Annotated in this window: 19 protein-coding genes and 1 pseudogene; 10 read left to right on the plus strand and 10 right to left on the minus strand. The window is 53.9% G+C overall.

The window, feature by feature from the left end; translation table 11 throughout:
* Positions 1 to 50 precede the first annotated feature (50 nt).
* The gene (gene mlc / locus C3708_RS00785) at positions 51 to 1,271 is read left to right on the plus strand and encodes a sugar metabolism global transcriptional regulator Mlc (protein WP_103946342.1); all 1,221 of its coding nucleotides are present in this window, start codon (positions 51 to 53) and stop codon (positions 1,269 to 1,271) included.
* 132 nt (positions 1,272 to 1,403) lie between these two features.
* Positions 1,404 to 2,099, plus strand: coding sequence for a dethiobiotin synthase (bioD, locus tag C3708_RS00790; protein ID WP_095281910.1), 696 nt, complete (start codon positions 1,404 to 1,406; stop codon positions 2,097 to 2,099).
* Between the two features lie 41 nt (positions 2,100 to 2,140).
* On the opposite strand, the gene osmV is transcribed toward bioD, so the two are convergent.
* The 7 genes from osmV to C3708_RS00830 form a co-directional block, all read right to left on the minus strand.
* Positions 2,141 to 3,286 carry an osmoprotectant ABC transporter ATP-binding protein OsmV gene (gene osmV, locus C3708_RS00795; protein WP_095281911.1) on the minus strand — a complete coding sequence of 382 codons (1,146 nt, stop codon included), beginning with the start codon at positions 3,284 to 3,286 and terminating at the stop codon, positions 2,141 to 2,143.
* Entirely contained in the window at positions 3,286 to 3,933 is a 648-nt protein-coding gene (gene osmW, locus C3708_RS00800; protein ID WP_095281912.1) for an osmoprotectant ABC transporter permease OsmW, read from the minus strand. The genes osmV and osmW overlap by 1 nt, the downstream gene beginning before the upstream one ends.
* A 9-nt stretch (positions 3,934 to 3,942) precedes the next feature.
* Positions 3,943 to 4,842, minus strand: a complete 900-nt coding sequence (osmX, locus tag C3708_RS00805) for an osmoprotectant ABC transporter substrate-binding protein OsmX (protein WP_103946340.1) — start codon at positions 4,840 to 4,842, stop codon at positions 3,943 to 3,945.
* Positions 4,843 to 4,860: 18 nt separating this feature from the next.
* Positions 4,861 to 5,574: an osmoprotectant ABC transporter permease OsmY gene (gene osmY, locus C3708_RS00810; protein WP_095281914.1), complete on the minus strand. Its 714-nt coding sequence runs from the start codon at positions 5,572 to 5,574 to the stop codon at positions 4,861 to 4,863.
* A 409-nt stretch (positions 5,575 to 5,983) separates the two neighbouring features.
* Positions 5,984 to 6,598: a Tat proofreading chaperone DmsD gene (dmsD, locus tag C3708_RS00820; RefSeq protein WP_103949022.1), complete on the minus strand. Its 615-nt coding sequence runs from the start codon at positions 6,596 to 6,598 to the stop codon at positions 5,984 to 5,986.
* A 12-nt stretch (positions 6,599 to 6,610) separates the two neighbouring features.
* On the minus strand, positions 6,611 to 9,049 hold the full coding sequence (ynfE, locus tag C3708_RS00825) for a selenate/tellurate reductase subunit YnfE (RefSeq protein ID WP_103949021.1): 2,439 nt from the start codon (positions 9,047 to 9,049) through the stop codon (positions 6,611 to 6,613).
* Between the two features lie 134 nt (positions 9,050 to 9,183).
* Entirely contained in the window at positions 9,184 to 9,486 is a 303-nt protein-coding gene (locus tag C3708_RS00830) for a DUF1161 domain-containing protein (protein WP_095281918.1), read from the minus strand.
* A 335-nt stretch (positions 9,487 to 9,821) separates the two neighbouring features.
* Between C3708_RS00830 and C3708_RS00835 the strand changes: the two genes are divergently transcribed.
* Both C3708_RS00835 and C3708_RS00840 read left to right on the plus strand, forming a co-directional pair.
* The gene (locus C3708_RS00835) at positions 9,822 to 10,853 is read left to right on the plus strand and encodes a methyltransferase (protein ID WP_103949020.1); all 1,032 of its coding nucleotides are present in this window, start codon (positions 9,822 to 9,824) and stop codon (positions 10,851 to 10,853) included.
* A 107-nt stretch (positions 10,854 to 10,960) separates the two neighbouring features.
* Positions 10,961 to 11,671, plus strand: coding sequence for a YnfC family lipoprotein (locus C3708_RS00840; protein WP_095281920.1), 711 nt, complete (start codon positions 10,961 to 10,963; stop codon positions 11,669 to 11,671).
* Between the two features lie 54 nt (positions 11,672 to 11,725).
* Here C3708_RS00840 and speG read toward each other — a convergent pair whose 3' ends face one another.
* Positions 11,726 to 12,286 (minus strand): spermidine N1-acetyltransferase, encoded by a 561-nt coding sequence (gene speG / locus C3708_RS00845; protein ID WP_095281921.1) that lies wholly within the window; start codon positions 12,284 to 12,286, stop codon positions 11,726 to 11,728.
* 23 nt (positions 12,287 to 12,309) lie between these two features.
* Positions 12,310 to 12,648 carry a DUF1283 family protein gene (locus tag C3708_RS00850; RefSeq protein WP_095281922.1) on the minus strand — a complete coding sequence of 113 codons (339 nt, stop codon included), beginning with the start codon at positions 12,646 to 12,648 and terminating at the stop codon, positions 12,310 to 12,312.
* 139 nt (positions 12,649 to 12,787) lie between these two features.
* Here C3708_RS00850 and C3708_RS00855 point away from each other — a divergent pair, with 139 nt between their 5' ends.
* The 5 genes and pseudogenes from C3708_RS00855 to C3708_RS00875 all read left to right on the plus strand — a co-directional run bounded on the left by C3708_RS00855 (position 12,788) and on the right by C3708_RS00875 (position 18,499).
* The gene (locus C3708_RS00855; protein WP_103946336.1) at positions 12,788 to 13,114 is read left to right on the plus strand and encodes a YnfA family protein; all 327 of its coding nucleotides are present in this window, start codon (positions 12,788 to 12,790) and stop codon (positions 13,112 to 13,114) included.
* Between the two features lie 109 nt (positions 13,115 to 13,223).
* Entirely contained in the window at positions 13,224 to 14,438 is a 1,215-nt protein-coding gene (manD, locus tag C3708_RS00860; RefSeq protein WP_095281924.1) for a D-mannonate dehydratase ManD, read from the plus strand.
* Positions 14,439 to 14,452: 14 nt separating this feature from the next.
* Positions 14,453 to 15,472, plus strand: a complete 1,020-nt coding sequence (locus C3708_RS00865) for a Zn-dependent oxidoreductase (RefSeq protein WP_103949099.1) — start codon at positions 14,453 to 14,455, stop codon at positions 15,470 to 15,472.
* Positions 15,472 to 16,896: pseudogene (locus C3708_RS00870) on the plus strand (MFS transporter). The gene C3708_RS00865 and the pseudogene C3708_RS00870 overlap by 1 nt, the downstream one beginning before the upstream one ends.
* Positions 16,897 to 17,035: 139 nt before the next feature.
* Positions 17,036 to 18,499 (plus strand): mannitol dehydrogenase family protein, encoded by a 1,464-nt coding sequence (locus C3708_RS00875; RefSeq protein ID WP_103949019.1) that lies wholly within the window; start codon positions 17,036 to 17,038, stop codon positions 18,497 to 18,499.
* Positions 18,500 to 18,543: 44 nt separating this feature from the next.
* On the opposite strand, the gene ydfZ is transcribed toward C3708_RS00875, so the two are convergent.
* A complete protein-coding gene (gene ydfZ, locus C3708_RS00880; RefSeq protein ID WP_095281927.1) occupies positions 18,544 to 18,747 on the minus strand; it encodes a putative selenium delivery protein YdfZ in 204 nt (67 codons plus the stop codon).
* A 285-nt stretch (positions 18,748 to 19,032) separates the two neighbouring features.
* Here ydfZ and C3708_RS00885 point away from each other — a divergent pair, with 285 nt between their 5' ends.
* Positions 19,033 to 19,464, plus strand: coding sequence for a universal stress protein (locus tag C3708_RS00885; RefSeq protein WP_103946333.1), 432 nt, complete (start codon positions 19,033 to 19,035; stop codon positions 19,462 to 19,464).
* Positions 19,465 to 19,481: the final 17 nt, after the last annotated feature.

Here is a 19,481-nt window from a genome sequence, read left to right on the forward strand (position 1 = left end):
CACCATAGCCCAAAGTTTATTTCGAAGCGCGAAAAATAAGGATGTAAGCGGTGGTTGCTGATAGTCAGCCAGGACATATTGATCAAATTAAGCAGACCAACGCGGGCGCGGTGTATCGCCTGATTGATCAGCTTGGCCCGGTCTCGCGTATCGATCTTTCTCGTCTGGCTCAACTGGCGCCAGCCAGTATTACCAAAATTGTACGTGAAATGCTGGAAGCCCATCTGGTTCAGGAGACGGAAATCCAGGAGCCTGGCAGTCGTGGCCGTCCTGCGGTCGGGCTGGTGGTGGAAACCGAAGCCTGGCACTACCTGTCTATTCGCATCAGCCGTGCTGAAGTGATCCTCGCCCTGCGCGATTTAAGCAGTAAGCTGGTGGTCGAAGACCGGCTTGAACTGCCGCTTCAGTCAGAGCAAACCCTGCTTGAACGCATTATTGCCCATATCGATCAGTTCTTTATTCGCCACCAGCAGAAGCTGGAGCGTCTGACATCTATTGCCATCACCATGCCGGGAATCATTGATACGGAGAATGGCATTGTGCATCGCATGCCGTTTTACGACGATGTAAAAGACATGCCGCTCGGCGAAGTGCTGGAGAATCACACCGGCGTGCCGGTTTATATTCAGCATGACATCAGCGCCTGGACGATGGCGGAAGCGTTATTCGGCGCGTCTCGCGGCGCACGCGACGTGATTCAGGTGGTGATTGATCATAACGTTGGCGCGGGGGTGATTACCGATGGGCGTCTGCTTCATGCAGGCAGCAGCAGCCTGGTGGAGATTGGCCATACGCAGGTCGATCCTTACGGTAAACGCTGCTATTGCGGCAACCACGGCTGTCTGGAAACGATTGCCAGCGTTGAGAGCGTGATGGATCTGGCGCAGCTGCGTTTGAGTCAGTCGATGAGCTCCTCGCTGCACGGCCAGCCGTTGACCATAGAGTCATTGTGCGGCGCGGCGCGGCAGGGCGATCTGCTGGCGAAGGACATTATCACCGGCGTGGGTAATAACGTTGGGCGTATTCTCGCCATTATGGTGAATTTGTTTAATCCGCAAAAAATCCTCATTGGCTCGCCGCTGAATCAGGCCGCGGATATTCTCTTCCCGGCGATTACCGACTGTATTCGCCAGCAATCCCTCCCGGCCTACAGTAAGAATATGGTGGTCGAGAGCACGCAATTTTCCAATCAGGGCACGATGGCCGGTGCAGCGCTGGTGAAAGATGCGATGTATAACGGCTCATTATTGATTCGTCTGCTGCAGGGATAACTCTTTTTCGCTGATCTCATAAAAATTGCGCTATCTCAATCTGGACCGACGGCGCATACCTTAGACTCACTCCACTGAATTATTTACTTGGTTTATATTTTCAAAGCATATGCCCAAAAGGTGGAGTGAGTGATGCTTAAGCGTTTCTTTGTAACGGGTACTGATACTTCTGTCGGTAAGACGGTGGTGTCCCGCGCTTTGCTGCAGGCCCTGGCGGCAGGCGGTAAGAGTGTGGCAGGGTATAAACCGGTCGCGAAAGGAAGTAAAGAGACGCCAGATGGACTACGCAATAAAGATGCGCTGGTGCTGCAAAGTGTCTCAAGCCTTGAGCTGCCTTATCAGGCCATTAACCCTATTGCGCTGAGTGAAGACGAAAGCAGCGTCGCGCACAGCGGTTTGATCAATTATTCGTTGCTGTCGAACGGGTTGGCGAATCTCGGTGACCAGGTCGATCACGTAGTCATTGAAGGCACCGGCGGATGGCGCAGCCTGATGAACGATTTGCGCCCGTTATCGGAGTGGGTGGTGCAGGAACAGCTGCCGGTACTGATGGTGGTGGGCATTCAGGAAGGGTGTATCAACCACGCGCTGTTGACCGCTCAGGCCATTGCCAACGACGGTTTACCGCTGATTGGCTGGGTGGCTAACCGTATTAACCCAGGACTGGCCCATTACGCCGAAATCATCGACGTATTAAGCAAAAAGCTGCAGGGCCCGCTGGTGGGTGAACTGCCGTATCTCCCGCGCGCCGAGCAGCGTGATCTGGCGCGTTACATCGATTTGACGATGCTGGACAGCACCTTTTCCGTTGAGAAGGTTGTCGCGTAACGCCAAAACCGGGCAGCAGTCCTGACTGCCCGGCTCTAACACTAGCTTTCGTGAATATTCAGCGCCCGACGGGTACGTCCTGAACTCAGATACTCCGCGATATAATCCTGCGAAATCTCACCGTTATAGCGTCCGTCTTCATCGACGATCGGCATCCAGCTGGTATTGCTCTCATACAGGCGCGACAGCACCACGCGCAGGTTATCTTCTGCTTTGCCCGTCATGCGGAACGGGTGCAGCATGTCCGCGCAGGCGCCCGTGGCGTGACGCGCCTCGCGACGTTTCACAAAGCCCAGCGGTTTGCCCTCTTCATCGACCACGGTGATAGCACGAATATCGTTGTCGTCCATCGTAGCAAACGCCTCTGGCAGGGCGGTGGATTCGCGCACGGTGATCGTCGGCTGCTGGTCGGTGACATCACCCGCCGAGACTAACAGCAGGCGTTTCAGCGTGCGGTCCTGCCCGACAAAGGAGCCGACAAATTCATTGGCCGGTTTCGCCAGCAGCTCGTCGGGGCTCGCGCACTGCACGATACGGCCCTGGCGGAACACAGCGATACGATCTCCGAGCTTGAGCGCTTCGTCGATATCATGACTGACAAGCATCACCGTCTTTTTCAGCTTACGTTGCATTTCGAGGAACTGATTCTGGATAACCTCGCGGTTGATCGGGTCCACAGCGCCAAACGGTTCATCCATCAGCAGCACCGGAGGATCGGCAGCCAGCGCACGGATCACGCCGATACGCTGCTGCTGTCCGCCGGACATTTCTCGCGGATAGCGATTGAGGAACTTGTGCGGGTCCATCGCCACCATGTCCATCAGCTCTTCGGCCCGCGCTTTGCTGCGCGCTTTGTCCCAGCCCAGCATCCGTGGCACGACGGTAATGTTCTCTTCGATGGTCATGTTAGGGAACAGGCCAATCTGCTGGATAACGTAGCCAATATTACGGCGCAGCGTGACGGTGTCCATTTCGTTAGTATTTTCGCCGTTAATCAAAATATTGCCGCTGCTGGGCGCAATCAGACGGTTGATCATCTTCAGCGTGGTGGTTTTACCGCAGCCCGATGGTCCCAGCAGGACGCACATTTCCCCTTCGGGAACATTCAGATTAACATTGTCCACGGCTTTAACCAGCTGGCCGCCTTTCTGTGAAAATTGTTTAGTGAGGTTTTCCAGTTTTATCATTATCGAATCCCCTTCGGAGTCAGCACGACCTGCAGGCGATGCAGCAACCAGTCGAGCACAATAGCTAAAAGACAAATCATTAAGGCACCGGCAATCAGCATACGAATGTCGCTTCCGCCTATGCCGTTGAGTAACAGCAGACCCAGGCCACCCGCGCCGATCACCGCAGCGATCGCCATAACGCCAATGTTCATGACCACGGCGGTGCGGATACCGCCAAATATCACCGGCAGCGCCATCGGGATTTCCACCCAACGTAGACGTTGCCAGAAAGTCATTCCGATCCCGCGTCCGGCTTCGCGCAGGCCCGGTGGCAGGCTGTCCAGCGCGGTGTGGGTGTTACGCACAATCGGCAACAGCGAGTACAGGAACACGGCGGTGACGGCGGGCAGGGCACCAATACCCTGACCGACCATCGAAAAGAGCGGGATCATCAGACCAAACAGGGCAATCGACGGGATCGTCAGCACGATGGTCGCGATGCCCAACACCGGCGTGGCCAGCCATTTGTGACGCACGATCAAAATCCCCAGCGGTACGCCGATGATAATCGCCAGCCCGACCGCCAGCGCCACCAGCCACAGGTGCTGGAAGGTCAGCGTTAATAAATAATCCCAGTTATCAATAATGTAGTGAATCGTCTCCATAGCGCCTCCTTACAGCAGCTGTTTGCTACGCAGGAAATCACGGGCGACCTGCTGCGGTGACTGATGGTCGATATCAACCTTTTTATTGAGCTCGGTGATAACGTCGTTATTGAGCTGACCGGAAAGCGTATTGAGCGCTGCTTCCAGACCCGGATTGGCTTCCAGCGTGTCTTTACGCACCACCGGCGTCACGGCATAGCTCGGGAAGAAGCCTTTGTCATCTTCCAGCACTTTCAGGTCGAAACCTTTCACGCGCCCGTCGGTGGTGTAGATAAGTCCGGCATCGACAAAGCCGTCGCGCACCGCGTTATACACCAGACCGGGGTCCATCTGGCGTATTTGCGGGCGGTCCAGACTCATCTGGTAAGCTTCCTGCAATGGCTTCATGCCGTCGCTACGCCCGGCAAATTCGAGGTCCAGGCCCAGCAGCCAGTTGTTATCCGGGTCGGTTTTGCGAATCTGTTCAATTTTCGCCACCATCTCTGACATCGTATTGATGTGCTCGGCGTCGGCGCGTTTGCGCTGCATGGCGAACGCGTAGGTGTTGTTCATGTCCGCCGGTTTGAGCCACACCAGGCCGTGCTTCGCGTCCAGGCGTTTCACCGTGTCGTACGACTCCTGCGGCGACATACGTTTGTTGATGTGGTTGAAGATGATCAGTGAGGTCCCGGTGTATTCCCACGTCATATCAATCTGCTTGTTGATCATCGCGTTACGGGAAATCACCGTCGCGATGTTGGTTTGTGGCTGAACCTGAAACCCTTTCTTCTGCAGATACTGGACGGTCATCGCGGACAAAATATGCTGTTCGGTAAAACTCTTGGTCGCCAGAATCAGCGGTGCGGCCTGAGCCTGGCTGACCAGAAACGCGGCGGCAACCAGCCCCGCAAGGCGTGAAAACAGTCTCATACGTGCTCCTTGTTATTGTTATCGTGCGATATGTGGGCTCATCAGACGGCCCAGCGCAGCCAGTAGCGTGTCCAGAATCAGCGCGAACAGCGCCGTAGCCGCCGCGCCCAGAATCAGCGTCGGGAAATCATTCAGATAGATGCCTGGGAAAATCAATTCACCGTAACTGCTGGCACCAATCAGGAACGCCAACGGGGCGGTCCCGACGTTGATCGCCGTCGCAATGCGAATGCCTGAGAGCATCACCGGCCAGGCGTTCGGAATTTCCACCTGACGCAGACGCTGCCATTTGGTCATCCCGATACCGTTCGCGGCTTCCAGCAGCGAAGCGGGCACCGAGCACAGCCCGGCATAGGTGTTACGCACAATCGGCAGCAGTGAGGCAAGGAACAGCGCGATGATCGCCGGGGTATCGCCAATGCCCAGCACCACCATTGCCAGCGCCAGCACCGCCAGCGGAGGAAGCGTGTTGCCGACGTTAAAGATCTGCATCACGTATTCGGCGGTGCCACGTGCCGCCGGGCGGCTGAGCAAAATCCCGCTTGGAATCCCGACCAGCAGGGCAAAGAACATCGAAGAGAACACCAAAATCAGGTGCTGTTGACCGAGATACAGCAGGTCAACCTGGCGCGCTTTGATCGTATCCAGACCAATTCCCCACGCAAGGAGCGCGAGAACGGCAACAATCGCGGCGATGAAAAGCAGCGTGCGTTTGAGTAAAGATGAGTGCATTGCGGTGTGTCTCCCTGTGCGCATGCGTTATATACCCGTCATACTTCAAGTTGCTTATGCGTTGGCTGCACCCGCTCACCCCAGTCACTTACTTGAGTAAGCTCCTGGGGATTCTCGGGTTTGCCGCCTTCAAGCAACTTGAATTATTTAGAGTAAAGCAACCCATTGATTGCCTGTTGTTATGCCATGTTTCGGCAGGGGTAATTGAGCTATAGCAAGCGAATGGGAAGGGTTCCAGCGAAGCGCGAAATGAGTTGAGAGACGATAACAATGTAAACAGGCTGTTACGCCTTATGGGATAAGGGCTGAGCGGAAACGGGCAGAATTGTCCTAAAGAGAGAAATCGGAAAGTGACACCGTAACAAAAAAGGGTTTCGCACGGCACCAGATGTGCCGTGCGAAGAGAGGATTATCGGTAAAGCGTTTTGTCTGCGACCGGAATGAGCAGCGCGGAATGCCAATCGGCCAGCGTCAGACGGGCGAGCTGAGCAATGCCAGCGTAAAACGGATGGTTGGCCTGTTCAATAAACACCGTCAAGAAGCGCTGGCTCCACGGCAGCAAATGCCATGCCAGGAGTTGATCGCGTTCGGCGTCTCGTTCGTTTTCGGCAAGCCAGGCGGCCAGCATCAGCAGCGTGCCAAAATGATCTTCCGGCTCGTTCTGCTTCATTTCAAAAGCGATGCTGTTATCACGCATCCACTGGCGCAGGGCAAGGGTCGAGTCACCAAACAGCACCGACTCACGATCGAGCCAGACGGAACCCCACGGCGGCGCGGGCAGTGCCCACGGGCCGATAAACAGACGCTGCCAGGCGTCGGGCAGCGGCTCATCTGATGAAGTGCGCAGGGTTTCAGCGACAGGCAATAAGCTTGCCTGCTCCAGCGGCCAGTCCTGATACCAGTCGGTTGTGGTCAGGGCCGTGACCAGCGGAGCGGTTTGCTCACTTTCCGGTGAAAAGTAAAACAAGGCTCCCAGCACCCTGGCACTTAATGCGAACGACTCGCGGGGTAAAACTTCATTCATCACTGCGTTCCTTTAAACCTTCTCGATCTGCACCAGGTTGGTGTGCTGCGGGTTACCTTTCGCCAGCGGCGAAGGGCGGTGTGTAGTAAGCGTATTGATACAGGAACCATGATCCACGCGGTCGCCGGTCATGTTGGCTTCGTGCCACGCGCCCTGGCCCATTGCGCTCACGCCCGGCATGATGCGCGGCGTGACTTTAGCGGGAATGCGCAACTCTCCACGAGTGTTAAATACGCGCACCAGATCGCCATTTTGAATGCCACGCTGGCCGGCATCGACTGGATTAAGCCACACTTCCTGACGACAGGCCGCCTGTAAGATATCAATATTACCGTAGCTTGAATGGGTGCGGGCCTTAAAGTGGAAACCAAACATTTGTAACGGGAACTGGCTGCGTTCAGGCGCGTCCCAACCGTCAAACGTGGAGGCATAGACCGGGAGCGGGCTGATGGTTTCGTCTTTCTCCAGCTCCCAGCTGTTAGCGATTTTCGCCAGTTGGCTGGAGTAGATTTCGATTTTGCCCGACGGGGTTTTCAGCGGGTTGGCTTCCGGATTGTCGCGGAACTTTTTGTAGGCCACAAAGTGACCGTTCGGGTCTTTGCGCTTGTAAATCCCCATCTCTTTTAGCGCCTCGTAAGACGGCAGTTTAGGATCTTTTTCAAGCATTTTCGCATACAGAAGCTTTAACCACTGCTCTTGCGTGCGGCCTTCGGTGAATTGCTGATAAACATCCGGCCCCAGGCGTTTCGCCACTTCGCTCATGATCCAGTAGATCGGTTTACGTTCAAATTTAGGCGCGGTGACGGGCTGGAGGAAAATCAGATAGCCCATGTTGCCCGCGTAGTCGTTAGGAATAATGTCTTCCTGTTCGACAGTCATCAGGTCCGGCAGCAGAATATCGGCGTATTTCGCCGACGAGGTCATGAAGTTGTCGATCACCACAATGGTGTCGCACAGGCTTTCGTCCTGCAAAATATCATGGGTTTTATTGATATCGGAATGCTGGTTGGTGATGGTGTTCCCGGCGTAATTCCAGATGAACTTGATTGGCACATCCAGCTTATCTTTACCGCGTACCCCATCACGCGTGGCGGTCATCTCCGGGCCACGCACAATCGCATCGGTCCAGCTAAAGCAGGAGATCTGCGTTTTCACCGGGTTGTCCGGCAGTGGCATGCGCTCGATGGTGATGGTGTAGGTGGATTCACGCGCGCCGCTGTTGCCGCCGTTGATCCCCACGTTGCCGGTTAGAATCGGCAGCATGGCAATGGCCCGCGACGTCAGTTCGCCGTTGGCCTGACGCTGCGGACCCCAGCCCTGGCAGATATACGCCGGTTTGGCGCTGCCGATTTCGCGCGCCAGTTTGATGATTCTGTCGACGGGAATGCCGGTGATGCGCGACGCCCACTCAGGCGTTTTGGCCGTGCCGTCTTCACCCTGACCGAGAATGTAGGCTTTGTAGTGACCGTTTGCGGGCGCATCGGCAGGCAGCGTTTTTTCGTCGTAGCCGACGCAGTATTTATCGAGGAACGGCTGATCGACGAGATTCTCATCGATTAACACCCATGCGATACCGGCGACCAGCGCGGCGTCGGTGCCTGGACGAATAGGGATCCACTCATCTTCACGCCCGGCGGCGGTGTCGGTATAGCGCGGGTCGATGACGATCATGCGCGCATTTGAACGTTCACGTGCCTGCTCGAGGAAGTAAGTGATCCCGCCGCCGCTCATTCGCGTTTCCGCCGGATTGTTGCCGAACATCACCACCAGTTTGGTGTTTTCGATATCCGAGGTGCTGTTACCGTCGTTGGTGCCGTAGGTGTAAGGCATGGCGCAGGCAATTTGCGCGGTGCTGTAGGTGCCATAATGGCTGAGGAAACCGCCGTAGCAGTTCATCAGACGTGCGACCAGCGAGGCGTAAGGCGAGGAGCGGGTGATGTTGCCGCCGACGATCCCGGAAGAGTAGTTGATGTACACGGCTTCATTACCGTATTTCTCCACCACACTTTTCAGGTTTTTGGTGAGGGTATCCAGCGCTTCATCCCAACTGATGCGCTCAAACTTACCTTCGCCGCGTTTGCCCACGCGCTTCATCGGGTAGTTGAGTCGATCGGGATGGTTAATTCTGCGGCGTATTGAGCGGCCGCGCAGGCAGGCGCGAACCTGGTGATCGCCGTAAATGTCTTCACCGGTGTTGTCGGTTTCGACCCAGTAAACTTCGTCATCTTTGACGTGTAATCGCAGGGCGCAGCGGCTGCCGCAGTTAACCGAACAGGCACCCCAGACCACTTTATCAGCGGCAGGGTTTACAGCCTGTTGCACGGCGGCAGCGGCGCTTTTGAGGCCGAAGGGTAAAGAGATCCCACCGGCTGCGAGCGCCAGTGAGCCAATTGCAGTGGATTTAACCAACGCTCGACGGCTAATCCCGCCGTGATGTTCGACATCGGACATGACTCACTCCATCTTTGTCATTGCGTGTGATAAGCACCCGCGATTACAACCGGGCTAATGATGGAGTGAGTTTTACCTATTCAGGGGTAATAAACCTTAATCCTTATCAAGCTAAGGGAAATTCTGCGATGAAATTACTGCGGTTCGCTTTGGGTATTGTCCTGTGCGCCCGCGCTGCTGGCAGCATTGCCGCTGCTGGTGCGCGTATAAAGAATTTTGAACGTATCGTTGGCGCAATGCCCGACGACCTGCGCGTCAGGTTGATCCGCTTGATCGCCGGGAACGATGTTCAGGCTAAATCCAGACTCGGGTACGCCATTGTTGATGATTCGCTGCTGGATGTCGCTTTTCACTCGCTCGCAGGAGTCTGGAGCGGCCAGCACCGCAGGAGAAATACTCGTTAACAGCAGCGCGGTAATCCAGGGTAACCGTTTCATATCTAGCTCCTTATCTCTGTGTGTGGACTTTATTTTAGCAGGGATAATGTAAATAGCTGTATTGCAGAGAAATTTTCTGAAAAATCCGAGTGGTTAATTTACCTGGGTTAGGTGCGAGATGTGATTATTTAATTCTGTGATGAGTAGTCATCTAATAGAGTCAATTGCTGGCCATATTAATGTACGCTATTTCTGATGGCGTGGATTTTAATTGCCATGATGATAAAAAAGAATAAATTTTATTTGGTGGCTAATTTATTTAATCCCATTAGGCTTGTTGGCGGACGTTTCATTTTAATTCTGTACTTTACCTATATCGTCACAGGAGAAACAAAATGTTAAGCCAAAAAAGTTTATCGGATAAAGAACGTCGTGATGGCATGTATGTGTTAGAACAAAGCATGGGGTTTGTCTGGCAAGCCGCGCTACGCACCGCGGCGTTATTACGGGTTGCGGATCATCTGAAAGACGAAGCGAAAACCGCAGAACAGCTCGCGCAGGAATTGCACGTGGATGCCGGATTTTTGTATCGGGTGTTGCGCACGCTGGCTTCACGCGACGTGTTTAAAATGACCGACGACGGCCTGTTCAGTCTCACTCCCGCCGCACAGTTTCTGCGATCAGATACCCCGTACTCCCTGCGTGAAGGGGTGTTGATGTTGACGGATAAAACCATGTGGCAGCCCGCTGGCGAAATGACGGATATCGTCAAAGGCAAACCGGTCTTCAACGAATTATTTGGCATGCCTTTTTACGAGTACTGGGGCACGAAAAAAACGCCGTCCGGCGACGACGGTTTTCATGCCAGGATGGCATCTATGTCGAGCGTTGAAAACGACATCCTGGTGGATAATTATCAATTCCCGGAAAATGCCACGGTCGTTGATATTGCCGGTGGATTGGGGAATCTTCTATTAACGGTTTTACGCCGAAATCCAACGCTGCACGGTATTTTATTTGATCGCCCAAACGTCGTGACTGAAAACAGCCTGCATTTATTGGGCGACGATTCGCGCTGGGAAACCGTGGCAGGAAGTTTTTTTGAAGCCTGTCCGGTCGCTGATATTTATATGCTGAAATATATTTTGATGGACTGGCCGGACGACAAAGCCAGCCAGATATTAAAAACCTGTCGCAAAGCGATGAAAGCCAGTTCACGCTTATTAATTCTGGAGCCGATGATTAAAGAAAAGGATAACGAGCAGGGGAGATATGAGATGGATCTAATCTTGCTGTCGGGCTTCGACGGCGGACGGGCGCGCACGGAGAAAGAGTATGCAGAAATGTTGGGTAACGTCGGGCTGAAGATTAATCGAATAATCCACACGCCGTCGTATTTGTCGATTGTGGAGGCGGTTCTGGCCTGACGCTTGCTAACACATAAAGTGATAAATTGCCGATGCGGTTTCGCTATAATGTTTACATCTATATTGGCTAATATGATTGGGATTAATTTCCACGCATCGGTGAGAATGTGAAGAAACTAGCAGTAATGATTGGGCTGACCAGCCTGCTGGCAGGGTGCGATAACGCCTCCGGGCCGCTGTCTTTTACGCCGGAGATGGCCAGCTTTTCAAATGAATTTGATTTTGATCCCCTGCGCGGGCCGGTAAAAGACTTCACCCAGACGCTGTTCAATGAAAAAGGGGAAGTGAGTAAGCGCGTAACAGGATCGCTTTCGCAAGAAGGGTGTTTCGATACCCTGGAGTTGCACGATCTGGACGCAAACACTGGCGTAGCTCTGGTGCTGGACGCCAATTTTTATGTGGATGCCGAAACGCAGCAGCAGAAAATTAAGCTGCAGGGTAAATGCCAGTTAGCCGAATTACCCTCTGCGGGCGTCACCTGGGATACGGACGATAACGGGTTTATCGTGACCGCACACGGTAAGGCGATGGAAGTGAAATATCGCTACGACGCAGACGGTTATCCGCTGGGTAAAACCACGGTTTCAGGCGATCAGCATCTCTCGGTTTCGGCTACGCCATCGAAAGATAAACGTAAAAAACTGGATTATTCCGCCATCAGCCTGCTCAACGATAAACCGCTGGGTACGGTGAAACAGAGCTGTGATTACGATCGTCACGACAACCCGGTCAGTTGTGAGTTACAGATGACGGACGACAGCGTAAAACCGGCTGTTGAGCATAAGTACACGATCAAAAACAGTATTGAATATTATTGATAAATCGGTGTTGTACGCCGGGTAAGGCGAAGCCGCCACCCGGCAACAAACGCATTACTGCGCCGTAGGCTTCAACAGGTGGGTTCCGGACGACCTGTGCTCTGCCAGATACTTATCCTGGAAAATACACATTCGAATGGTGTTGCGGTACTCGCCGTTAATAAAGAATTCATGAATCAGTTCGCCCTCCACCATAAACCCAAGCTTGCGGTAAATGTGGATGGCTTTTTCATTTTCTTTATCAACAATCAGATACAGTTTATACAGGTTGAGAACCGTAAATCCGTAGTCCATCGCCAGTTTCGCTGCGCGCGTCGCAAGGCCTTTGCCCTGGTATTCTGGCGAAATAATTATCTGAAATTCCGCCCGACGGTGGACGTGGTTGATCTCAACCAGCTCGACCAGACCGGCCTTTTCGCCGTCGCATTCGACAACGAAACGGCGCTCGCTCTGGTCGTGAATATGTTTATCGTAAAGATCCGACAGCTCGACAAAAGCCTCGTACGGCTCTTCGAACCAGTAGCGCATGACGCTGGCGTTATTGTCGAGCTGGTGGACAAAGCGCAAATCCTCGCGCTCCAGCGGTCTGAGTTTTACTGTTAACGGGCTGGCCATAATCATCCTTCAGGCAGTCAATATTAAGGTGCTACCGTACGCCCGGTACGACGATCAAGGCAGCGCAGCGTATTAGGCTCCCAGTAGGCATTCACGTTCGCACTTTGCTGACAGTTATCCCGTGCATCAAAGGCGACGTCGTCTTTGTCCCACTCTTTTTCGGCACGTTTGTTCACTTTCTGGCGCAGGCTGCGGGTGTCATTCCATTGCTCTTTATCCATCGCGGCATTCTGGCGACTTTGCGCACTGTCACCTGATTCGATGATCAGTTTGCTGGTGTCGGCAGAGGCGGGCGCAGTGAAGGCAAAAGCCGTCAGAGAGAGCATGGCCGCCAGACAGAAGCGTTTGCTTAGTGTACTCATTGCATGTTCCTTATATTGGGTGTACCCGAGACCAATTCTACACCAATCCGAAAAGGGGGCATATCCTCGTGTCGGTTATGGAATTAGCCACGCAATTATCGCGTATCATGGTTAAACCTAATCTCACTCAAACGCCAAAATGATTAAAACCACCTTACTTTTCTTTGCGACTGCCTTGTGCGAAATCATTGGCTGTTTTCTGCCGTGGCTATGGCTGAAACGCGGAGCCTCGGTATTACTGCTCCTTCCGGCTGGGATCGCGCTGGCGCTGTTTGTCTGGCTACTGACGTTACATCCGGCGGCCAGCGGACGAGTCTACGCTGCCTACGGCGGCGTCTATGTCTGTACCGCACTTGTCTGGCTACGGGTGGTCGACGGCGTGAAGCTCAGCGCCTATGACTGGGCAGGGGCTGCGATTGCCCTGTGCGGCATGTTGATTATCGTGGCGGGCTGGGGGCGCGCATAAGCGTTTTATTTGTGATCTATGGATGATTTTTTGATCGCTATACTTGTATGGTAGTTGCGTAATTGCGTAAGTTTCTTGCATCACAACGAGCGATGTAAGGAACGGGATCATGAAAATTGTCGGGGCCGAAGTCTTTGTTACCTGCCCAGGGCGTAATTTTGTCACGCTTAAAATCACCACTGACGACGGGATCGTCGGCCTGGGTGATGCCACCTTAAACGGACGCGAGCTGTCCGTTGCCTCTTATCTAAAAGATCATCTCTGTCCGCAGTTGATTGGCCGCGATGCGCATCGCATCGAAGACATCTGGCAGTTCTTCTATAAAGGCGCGTACTGGCGGCGCGGACCGGTCACGATGTCGGCCATTTCTGCCGTCGATATGGCGCTGTGGGATATCAAAGCCAAAGCCGCCGGAATGCCGCTTTATCAGCTTTTGGGCGGAGCATCGCGTGAAGGTGTTATGGTTTATTGCCACACCACCGGCCACACGATTGACGATGTCCTGGAAGATTACGCCCGTCATAAAGAACAGGGATTCAAAGCCATCCGCGTGCAATGCGGCGTTCCGGGCATGAAAACCACTTACGGCATGTCGAAAGGCAAAGGGCTGGCGTATGAACCAGCGACCAAAGGCCACTGGCCGGACGAGCAGCTGTGGTCGACGGAAAAATACCTCGATTTCACGCCAAAACTGTTCGACGCCGTGCGCAACCAGTTTGGCTTTAACGAACATCTGCTCCACGACATGCACCACCGCCTGACACCGATTGAGGCAGCGCGGTTTGGTAAAAGCATTGAAGCGTTTCGCATGTTCTGGATGGAAGATCCGACGCCTGCTGAAAACCAGGAATGCTTCCGCCTGATTCGCCAACATACCGTTACGCCGATTGCTGTCGGGGAAGTTTTCAACAGCATCTGGGACTGCAAACAGCTGATCGAAGAACAGCTTATCGATTACATCCGCACTACCATCACCCATGCGGGCGGGATCACCGGTATGCGGCGGATTGCTGATTTCGCCTCACTCTACCAGGTGCGCACCGGTTCACACGGTCCATCGGATCTGTCGCCGATTTGCCACGCCGCCGCGCTGCATTTCGATCTGTGGGTGCCAAACTTCGGTGTGCAGGAATACATGGGTTATTCCGAGCAAATGCTGGAGGTTTTCCCGCACAGCTGGAGCTTCGACAACGGCTACATGCATCCGGGTGAAAAGGCGGGGCTGGGCATTGAATTCGACGAGAAACTGGCCGCGAAATATCCGTACGACCCGGCGTATCTGCCTGTCGCCCGCCTTGAAGATGGCACCCTATGGAACTGGTAAATCAGGAGCACACCATGAAAAGTATTGTGATTCAAAAACCGAATGCGCTGCTGATTGATGAGCGTCCATTACCTGTACCGGGCAAGGGCGAAGTGCGGGTCAAAATTACCCTCGCGGGTATTTGCGGTTCCGACAGCCATATCTATCGCGGCCATAACCCGTTTGCCAAATACCCGCGCGTGATAGGGCATGAGTTCTTCGGTGTGATTGACGCGCTCGGTGAAGGCGTTGAAGAAAATCGTCTCGGGCAGCGCGTTTCCGTCGATCCGGTGATCAGCTGCGGGCACTGCTATCCGTGCTCGGTGGGGAAACCCAACGTCTGCACAACGCTGGTGGTGCTGGGCGTGCATCGTGACGGCGGCTTTAGCGAATATGCGGTGGTTCCGGCGAAAAATGCCTGGCACATCCCGGATACGATCCCCGATAAACATGCGGTAATGGTGGAGCCTTTCACGATTGCGGCCAACGTCACCGGGCACGTTCAGCCCACGGAGCAGGATGTTGCCCTGATTTACGGCGCGGGTCCGATGGGGCTGGTGACCGTGCAGGCGTTGAAAGGCGTTTATAAGGTGAAGCAGGTGATTGTGGTCGACAGGATTGACGAACGGCTGGAGATGGCGAAACGCAGCGGCGCGGACTGGACGTTCAACAACGCAGAACAGTCGCTGCAGGCGGCGCTGGAAGAGAAGGGCATTAAACCAACGTTAATTGTTGATGCGGCCTGCCATCCGTCGATTCTTCAGGAAGCGATTACCCTCGCTTCTCCCGGCGCGCGCATTGTGCTGATGGGCTTCTCCAGCGACCCGAGCCAGATTGTGCAGCAGGGAATCACCGGCAAAGAACTGTCGATTTTCTCTTCTCGCCTGAACGCCAATAAATTTCCGGTGGTGATCGACTGGCTGGAAAAGGGGCTGATCGACCCAGACAAACTGATCACCCACTCTTTTGACTATCACCACGTCACTGACGCCATCGAACTGTTTGAGAAAGACCAGCGGCAGTGCTGCAAAGTCCTCCTCACGTTCGGCCAATAATAACAAACGCGGTTAAGTGGTACGCATCTTACCTTTATTCAGAGATAGCCATTATGACTCAAGTACAACCTCAAAGAACGACGTCGGATCTGGTGAAAGCGGCTGTTTCCGGCTGGCTCGGTACCGCGCTGGAATTCATGGATTTCCAGCTCTATTCCCTGGGTGCGGCGCTGGTGTTCCATGAAATATTCTTTCCGGAACAGTCCGCTGCAATGGCGTTGATTCTGGCGATGGGGACTTACGGCGCAGGCTATATTGCGCGTATCGTCGGGGCGTTTATCTTCGGCAAAATGGGCGACCGTATCGGGCGTAAAAAGGTGCTGTTTATCACCATCACCATGATGGGGATCTGTACCACGCTGATTGGCGTTCTGCCGACCTACGCGCAAATTGGCATTTTTGCGCCGGTGCTGCTGGTGACGCTGCGCATTATTCAGGGGCTGGGCGCCGGGGCAGAAATTTCTGGCGCGGGAACCATGCTGGCGGAATACGCGCCGAAGGGTAAGCGCGGAATAATTTCCTCGCTGGTGGCAATGGGAACCAATTGCGGAACCCTGAGCGCCACGGCTATCTGGGCGGTGATGTTCTTTGTGCTGGACCGTGAAGATCTTATCGCCTGGGGCTGGCGCGTGCCGTTCCTCGCCAGCGTCGTAGTGATGATCTTCGCCATCTGGCTGCGAATGAACCTTAAATAAAGTCCGGTATTTGAGAAGGTAAACGATGAAAGCGGCCCGGTAGTGACCGCTGAAGAAACCTCGCTCGGCGCGATGTTCAAAAGCAAATCATTCTGGCTGGCGACCGGGCTGCGTTTTGGTCAGGCGGGAAATTCCGGTTTGATTCAAACCTTCCTGGCCGGTTATCTGGTGCAGACGCTGCTGTTTAATAAAAGCATCCCGACCGATGCGCTGATGATCAGCTCCATTCTCGGGTTTATCTCTATCCCGCTGCTGGGTTGGCTGTCCGATAAAGTAGGGCGCCGCCTGCCTTATATCTTGCTCAACATCTCCGCCATTATTCTGGCGTACCCGATGTTGTCGATTATCGTCGATAAAAGCTACAGCCCAGGGGTGATCATGCTATCGATCATCGTCATCCATAACTTTGCGGTGCTGGGCCTGTTTGCGCTGGAAAACATCACTATGGCGGAGATGTTTGGCTCGCGGAACCGTTTTACCCGCATGGCGATTTCGAAAGAGGCGGGTGGTTTGGTGGCGGTCGGATTCGGCCCGGTGCTGGCGGGGATCTTCTGCAATATGACCGGTTCCTGGTGGCCAATTGTGGTGATGATGGTGGTCTATTCGGTAATCGGTCTGATATCAGCGGTGCTGATGCCGGAAGTGCGCGACCGCGATCTGAGCCTCGCGGAAGATGCCGCCGAAAAAGCGGTTTCCACCGTGCCGCTTGGCCATACGGTGAATCAGTAAGATCGCAGGGCGGGAGGTCGATCCCGCCTTTTCTTCTCTTCTTGTATGGTAGTTGATGGAAATCAAAGATGTCATACCAATTGCATGAGATGGTCTACCTCCTCAGATTCGACGACCACTCACTAAAATGAGCCTCCTCATGAATAATAAATTGTTGAATGCCAAAGCGTCACTTCCTGCCTACGACCGTAACAAGCTAGTGCCACGCATCGTGCACCTCGGTTTCGGCGCGTTCCATCGTGCTCATCAGGCCGTTTACACGGATATCCTCGCGGCTGAGCACGGCAGCGACTGGGGTTACACCGAAGTGAACCTGATTGGCGGCGAACAGCAAATTGCCGATCTCAAGGCCCAGGATAATCTCTACACCGTGGCGGAAATGTCCGCCGACGCCTGGACAGCTCGCGTCGTCGGTGTCGTCAAAAATGCGCTTCATGCGCAGGTTGATGGTCTGGAGACCGTGCTGGCTGCCATGTGCGAGCCGCAGGTTGCGATTGTTTCGCTGACCATCACCGAAAAAGGTTACTGCCATGCGCCTGCGACCGGGCAACTTATGCTCGATAACCCGCTGATCGCCGCCGATCTGCAAAATCCGCATCAGCCAAAATCTGCGCCGGGCGTGGTGGTAGAAGCGCTGGCGCGTCGTAAAGCGGCGGGTTTACCGGCTTTCAGCGTCATGTCTTGCGACAACATGCCGGAAAACGGCCATGTCATGCGTAACGTCACCTGCGCGTACGCGCGAGCGGTAAACAGCGAACTGGCAGACTGGATTGAAGCGAACGTCACGTTCCCGTCGACAATGGTCGATCGTATTGTGCCGGCAGTGACGCCGGAAACGCTGGATAAAATCGAACAGTTAACTGGCGTGCGCGATCCTGCGGGCGTGGCCTGCGAACCATTCCGTCAGTGGGTAGTAGAAGATAACTTTGTTGCCGGGCGTCCTGAGTGGGAAAAAGCAGGCGCAGAGCTGGTGGCAGATGTGATTCCGTTTGAAGAGATGAAGCTGCGTATGCTTAACGGCAGCCACTCTTTCCTGGCGTATCTCGGCTATCTGGCGGGTTATCAGCACATCAACGACTGCATGGAAGACGAAAATTATCGTCAGGCCGCTCATGCGCTGATGCTCAATGAACAAGCGCCAACCCTGAAGGTAAAAGGTGTTGATCTGGGGCGTTACGCCGATCTGCTGATTGCGCGCTACAGCAATCCGGCGCTGCGTCATCGCACCTGGCAAATCGCGATGGACGGCAGCCAGAAGTTACCGCAGCGTATGCTCGATTCTGTACGCTGGCATCTGGCGCATCAGCGCAGTTTCCCGCTGCTGGCGCTGGGCGTAGCAGGATGGATGCGTTATGTCGGCGGCGTGGATGAAAGTGGAAACGCGATCGAAGTCTGCGATCCGCTGCTGTCCACCCTTCAGGCGGCGGTCAAGGGTAGTGCCGAAGGCGAAAGCCGGGTGAAAGCGCTGTTGGGTATCGAGGAGATTTTCGGTAACGAATTACCGCTGGAAGCCCGCTTTGTGGATGCGGTGATGGGAGCGTATAAAATGTTGCTGGAGCAGGGCGCGAAAGCGACGGTGGCACAGACTCTCGCTTCGAAATAAACACGTATCATGCCGCCGTTTGCGGCGGCATGTCATTAGGCCTGTTAGTGCATTCCTAAGCGAATCAGTTCAATCGGTTCGAACTTGCCTTCACAACCTTCCACTTCTACCGTTTTACTGCGGCGAACCTGCGCGGCGTCCAGCCCCTGAGCGTGAATTGCACGGACAGTCCCTGTGCGCCCGGTGCCGTTAATCATCACACGGCTGCCAGTGGTAATTGCGTTACGGTTGCGGTCATACGTCATCATGGTTATTTCTCCTCTTCTCTACACATCACGGCCCTGTTATTCCTGCCGCTGACGGGAGAATATAAATACGCCTGTTGCGTTCACATTTTTTTGTTTTTGATCAAGCTCACACTTTTTTGTCTGCATTTTATTGCCATTGGGCGGTTCAGACGCAAATTGACAAAACGGACAATTGTTTTCATTTATTGATAGTTTCGCCACTGAACGGTTTAGCCTTCGTTTCAAATAGCCATGTCACTCTTAAGTCAGATAACTCATTATTTTATTTGGAATAAGGAAGGGCTTATGTACAAGAAAATATTAATGCCTGTAGACGTATTTGAAATGAACCTCAGTGATAAAGCGGTGCGTCATGCGGAGTTTCTGGCGAAAGCGGATAACGCGACCATCACCTTGCTGAACATCCTGCCCATCAGCAGCCGCTCGTTGCTACGCGGGTTTAACTCTGACATTAAAAAGTTCGAAGCCTATATGGTCACCGAGTCAGAGAAAAAGATGAATGAATTAAAGCGCTTATTTGATATCGCGCCGGAGAATATTCACACTGAGGTGCGCTTCGGTAATGTTCGCGATGAAATCATCAGCATGAGTAATAAAGAGGATTACGAAGTGATTGTTATCGGCTCGAAGACGCCGGGAATGTCCAGCCATCTGCTTGGCTCAAACGCGGAATCGGTTATTCGCTACGCCAAAATACCTGTCTTAGTGGTACGCTAATTATTTAAGCGCCTCCC

It is taken from the genome of Lelliottia sp. 7254-16, assembly GCF_002922995.1.
In the GTDB taxonomy this organism is placed as follows: Bacteria; Pseudomonadota; Gammaproteobacteria; order Enterobacterales; family Enterobacteriaceae; genus Enterobacter; species Enterobacter jeotgali.

Excerpts from the sequence above, each read along its gene's own strand:
- C3708_RS00865 (WP_103949099.1), top strand. The coding sequence starts at position 14,453 with ATGAAAAGTATTGTGATTCAAAAACCGAATGCGCTGCTGATTGATGAG.
- osmY (WP_095281914.1), bottom strand. The coding sequence starts at position 5,574 with ATGCACTCATCTTTACTCAAACGCACGCTGCTTTTCATCGCCGCGATT.
- C3708_RS00850 (WP_095281922.1), bottom strand. The coding sequence starts at position 12,648 with ATGAGTACACTAAGCAAACGCTTCTGTCTGGCGGCCATGCTCTCTCTG.
- manD (WP_095281924.1), top strand. The coding sequence starts at position 13,224 with ATGAAAATTGTCGGGGCCGAAGTCTTTGTTACCTGCCCAGGGCGTAAT.
- osmX (WP_103946340.1), bottom strand. The coding sequence starts at position 4,842 with ATGAGACTGTTTTCACGCCTTGCGGGGCTGGTTGCCGCCGCGTTTCTG.
- dmsD (WP_103949022.1), bottom strand. The coding sequence starts at position 6,598 with ATGAATGAAGTTTTACCCCGCGAGTCGTTCGCATTAAGTGCCAGGGTG.
- C3708_RS00855 (WP_103946336.1), top strand. The coding sequence starts at position 12,788 with ATGATTAAAACCACCTTACTTTTCTTTGCGACTGCCTTGTGCGAAATC.
- osmW (WP_095281912.1), bottom strand. The coding sequence starts at position 3,933 with ATGGAGACGATTCACTACATTATTGATAACTGGGATTATTTATTAACG.
- C3708_RS00835 (WP_103949020.1), top strand. The coding sequence starts at position 9,822 with ATGTTAAGCCAAAAAAGTTTATCGGATAAAGAACGTCGTGATGGCATG.
- bioD (WP_095281910.1), top strand. The coding sequence starts at position 1,404 with ATGCTTAAGCGTTTCTTTGTAACGGGTACTGATACTTCTGTCGGTAAG.
- C3708_RS00885 (WP_103946333.1), top strand. The coding sequence starts at position 19,033 with ATGTACAAGAAAATATTAATGCCTGTAGACGTATTTGAAATGAACCTC.
- speG (WP_095281921.1), bottom strand. The coding sequence starts at position 12,286 with ATGGCCAGCCCGTTAACAGTAAAACTCAGACCGCTGGAGCGCGAGGAT.
- osmV (WP_095281911.1), bottom strand. The coding sequence starts at position 3,286 with ATGATAAAACTGGAAAACCTCACTAAACAATTTTCACAGAAAGGCGGC.
- ynfE (WP_103949021.1), bottom strand. The coding sequence starts at position 9,049 with ATGTCCGATGTCGAACATCACGGCGGGATTAGCCGTCGAGCGTTGGTT.
- C3708_RS00875 (WP_103949019.1), top strand. The coding sequence starts at position 17,036 with ATGAATAATAAATTGTTGAATGCCAAAGCGTCACTTCCTGCCTACGAC.
- ydfZ (WP_095281927.1), bottom strand. The coding sequence starts at position 18,747 with ATGATGACGTATGACCGCAACCGTAACGCAATTACCACTGGCAGCCGT.
- C3708_RS00830 (WP_095281918.1), bottom strand. The coding sequence starts at position 9,486 with ATGAAACGGTTACCCTGGATTACCGCGCTGCTGTTAACGAGTATTTCT.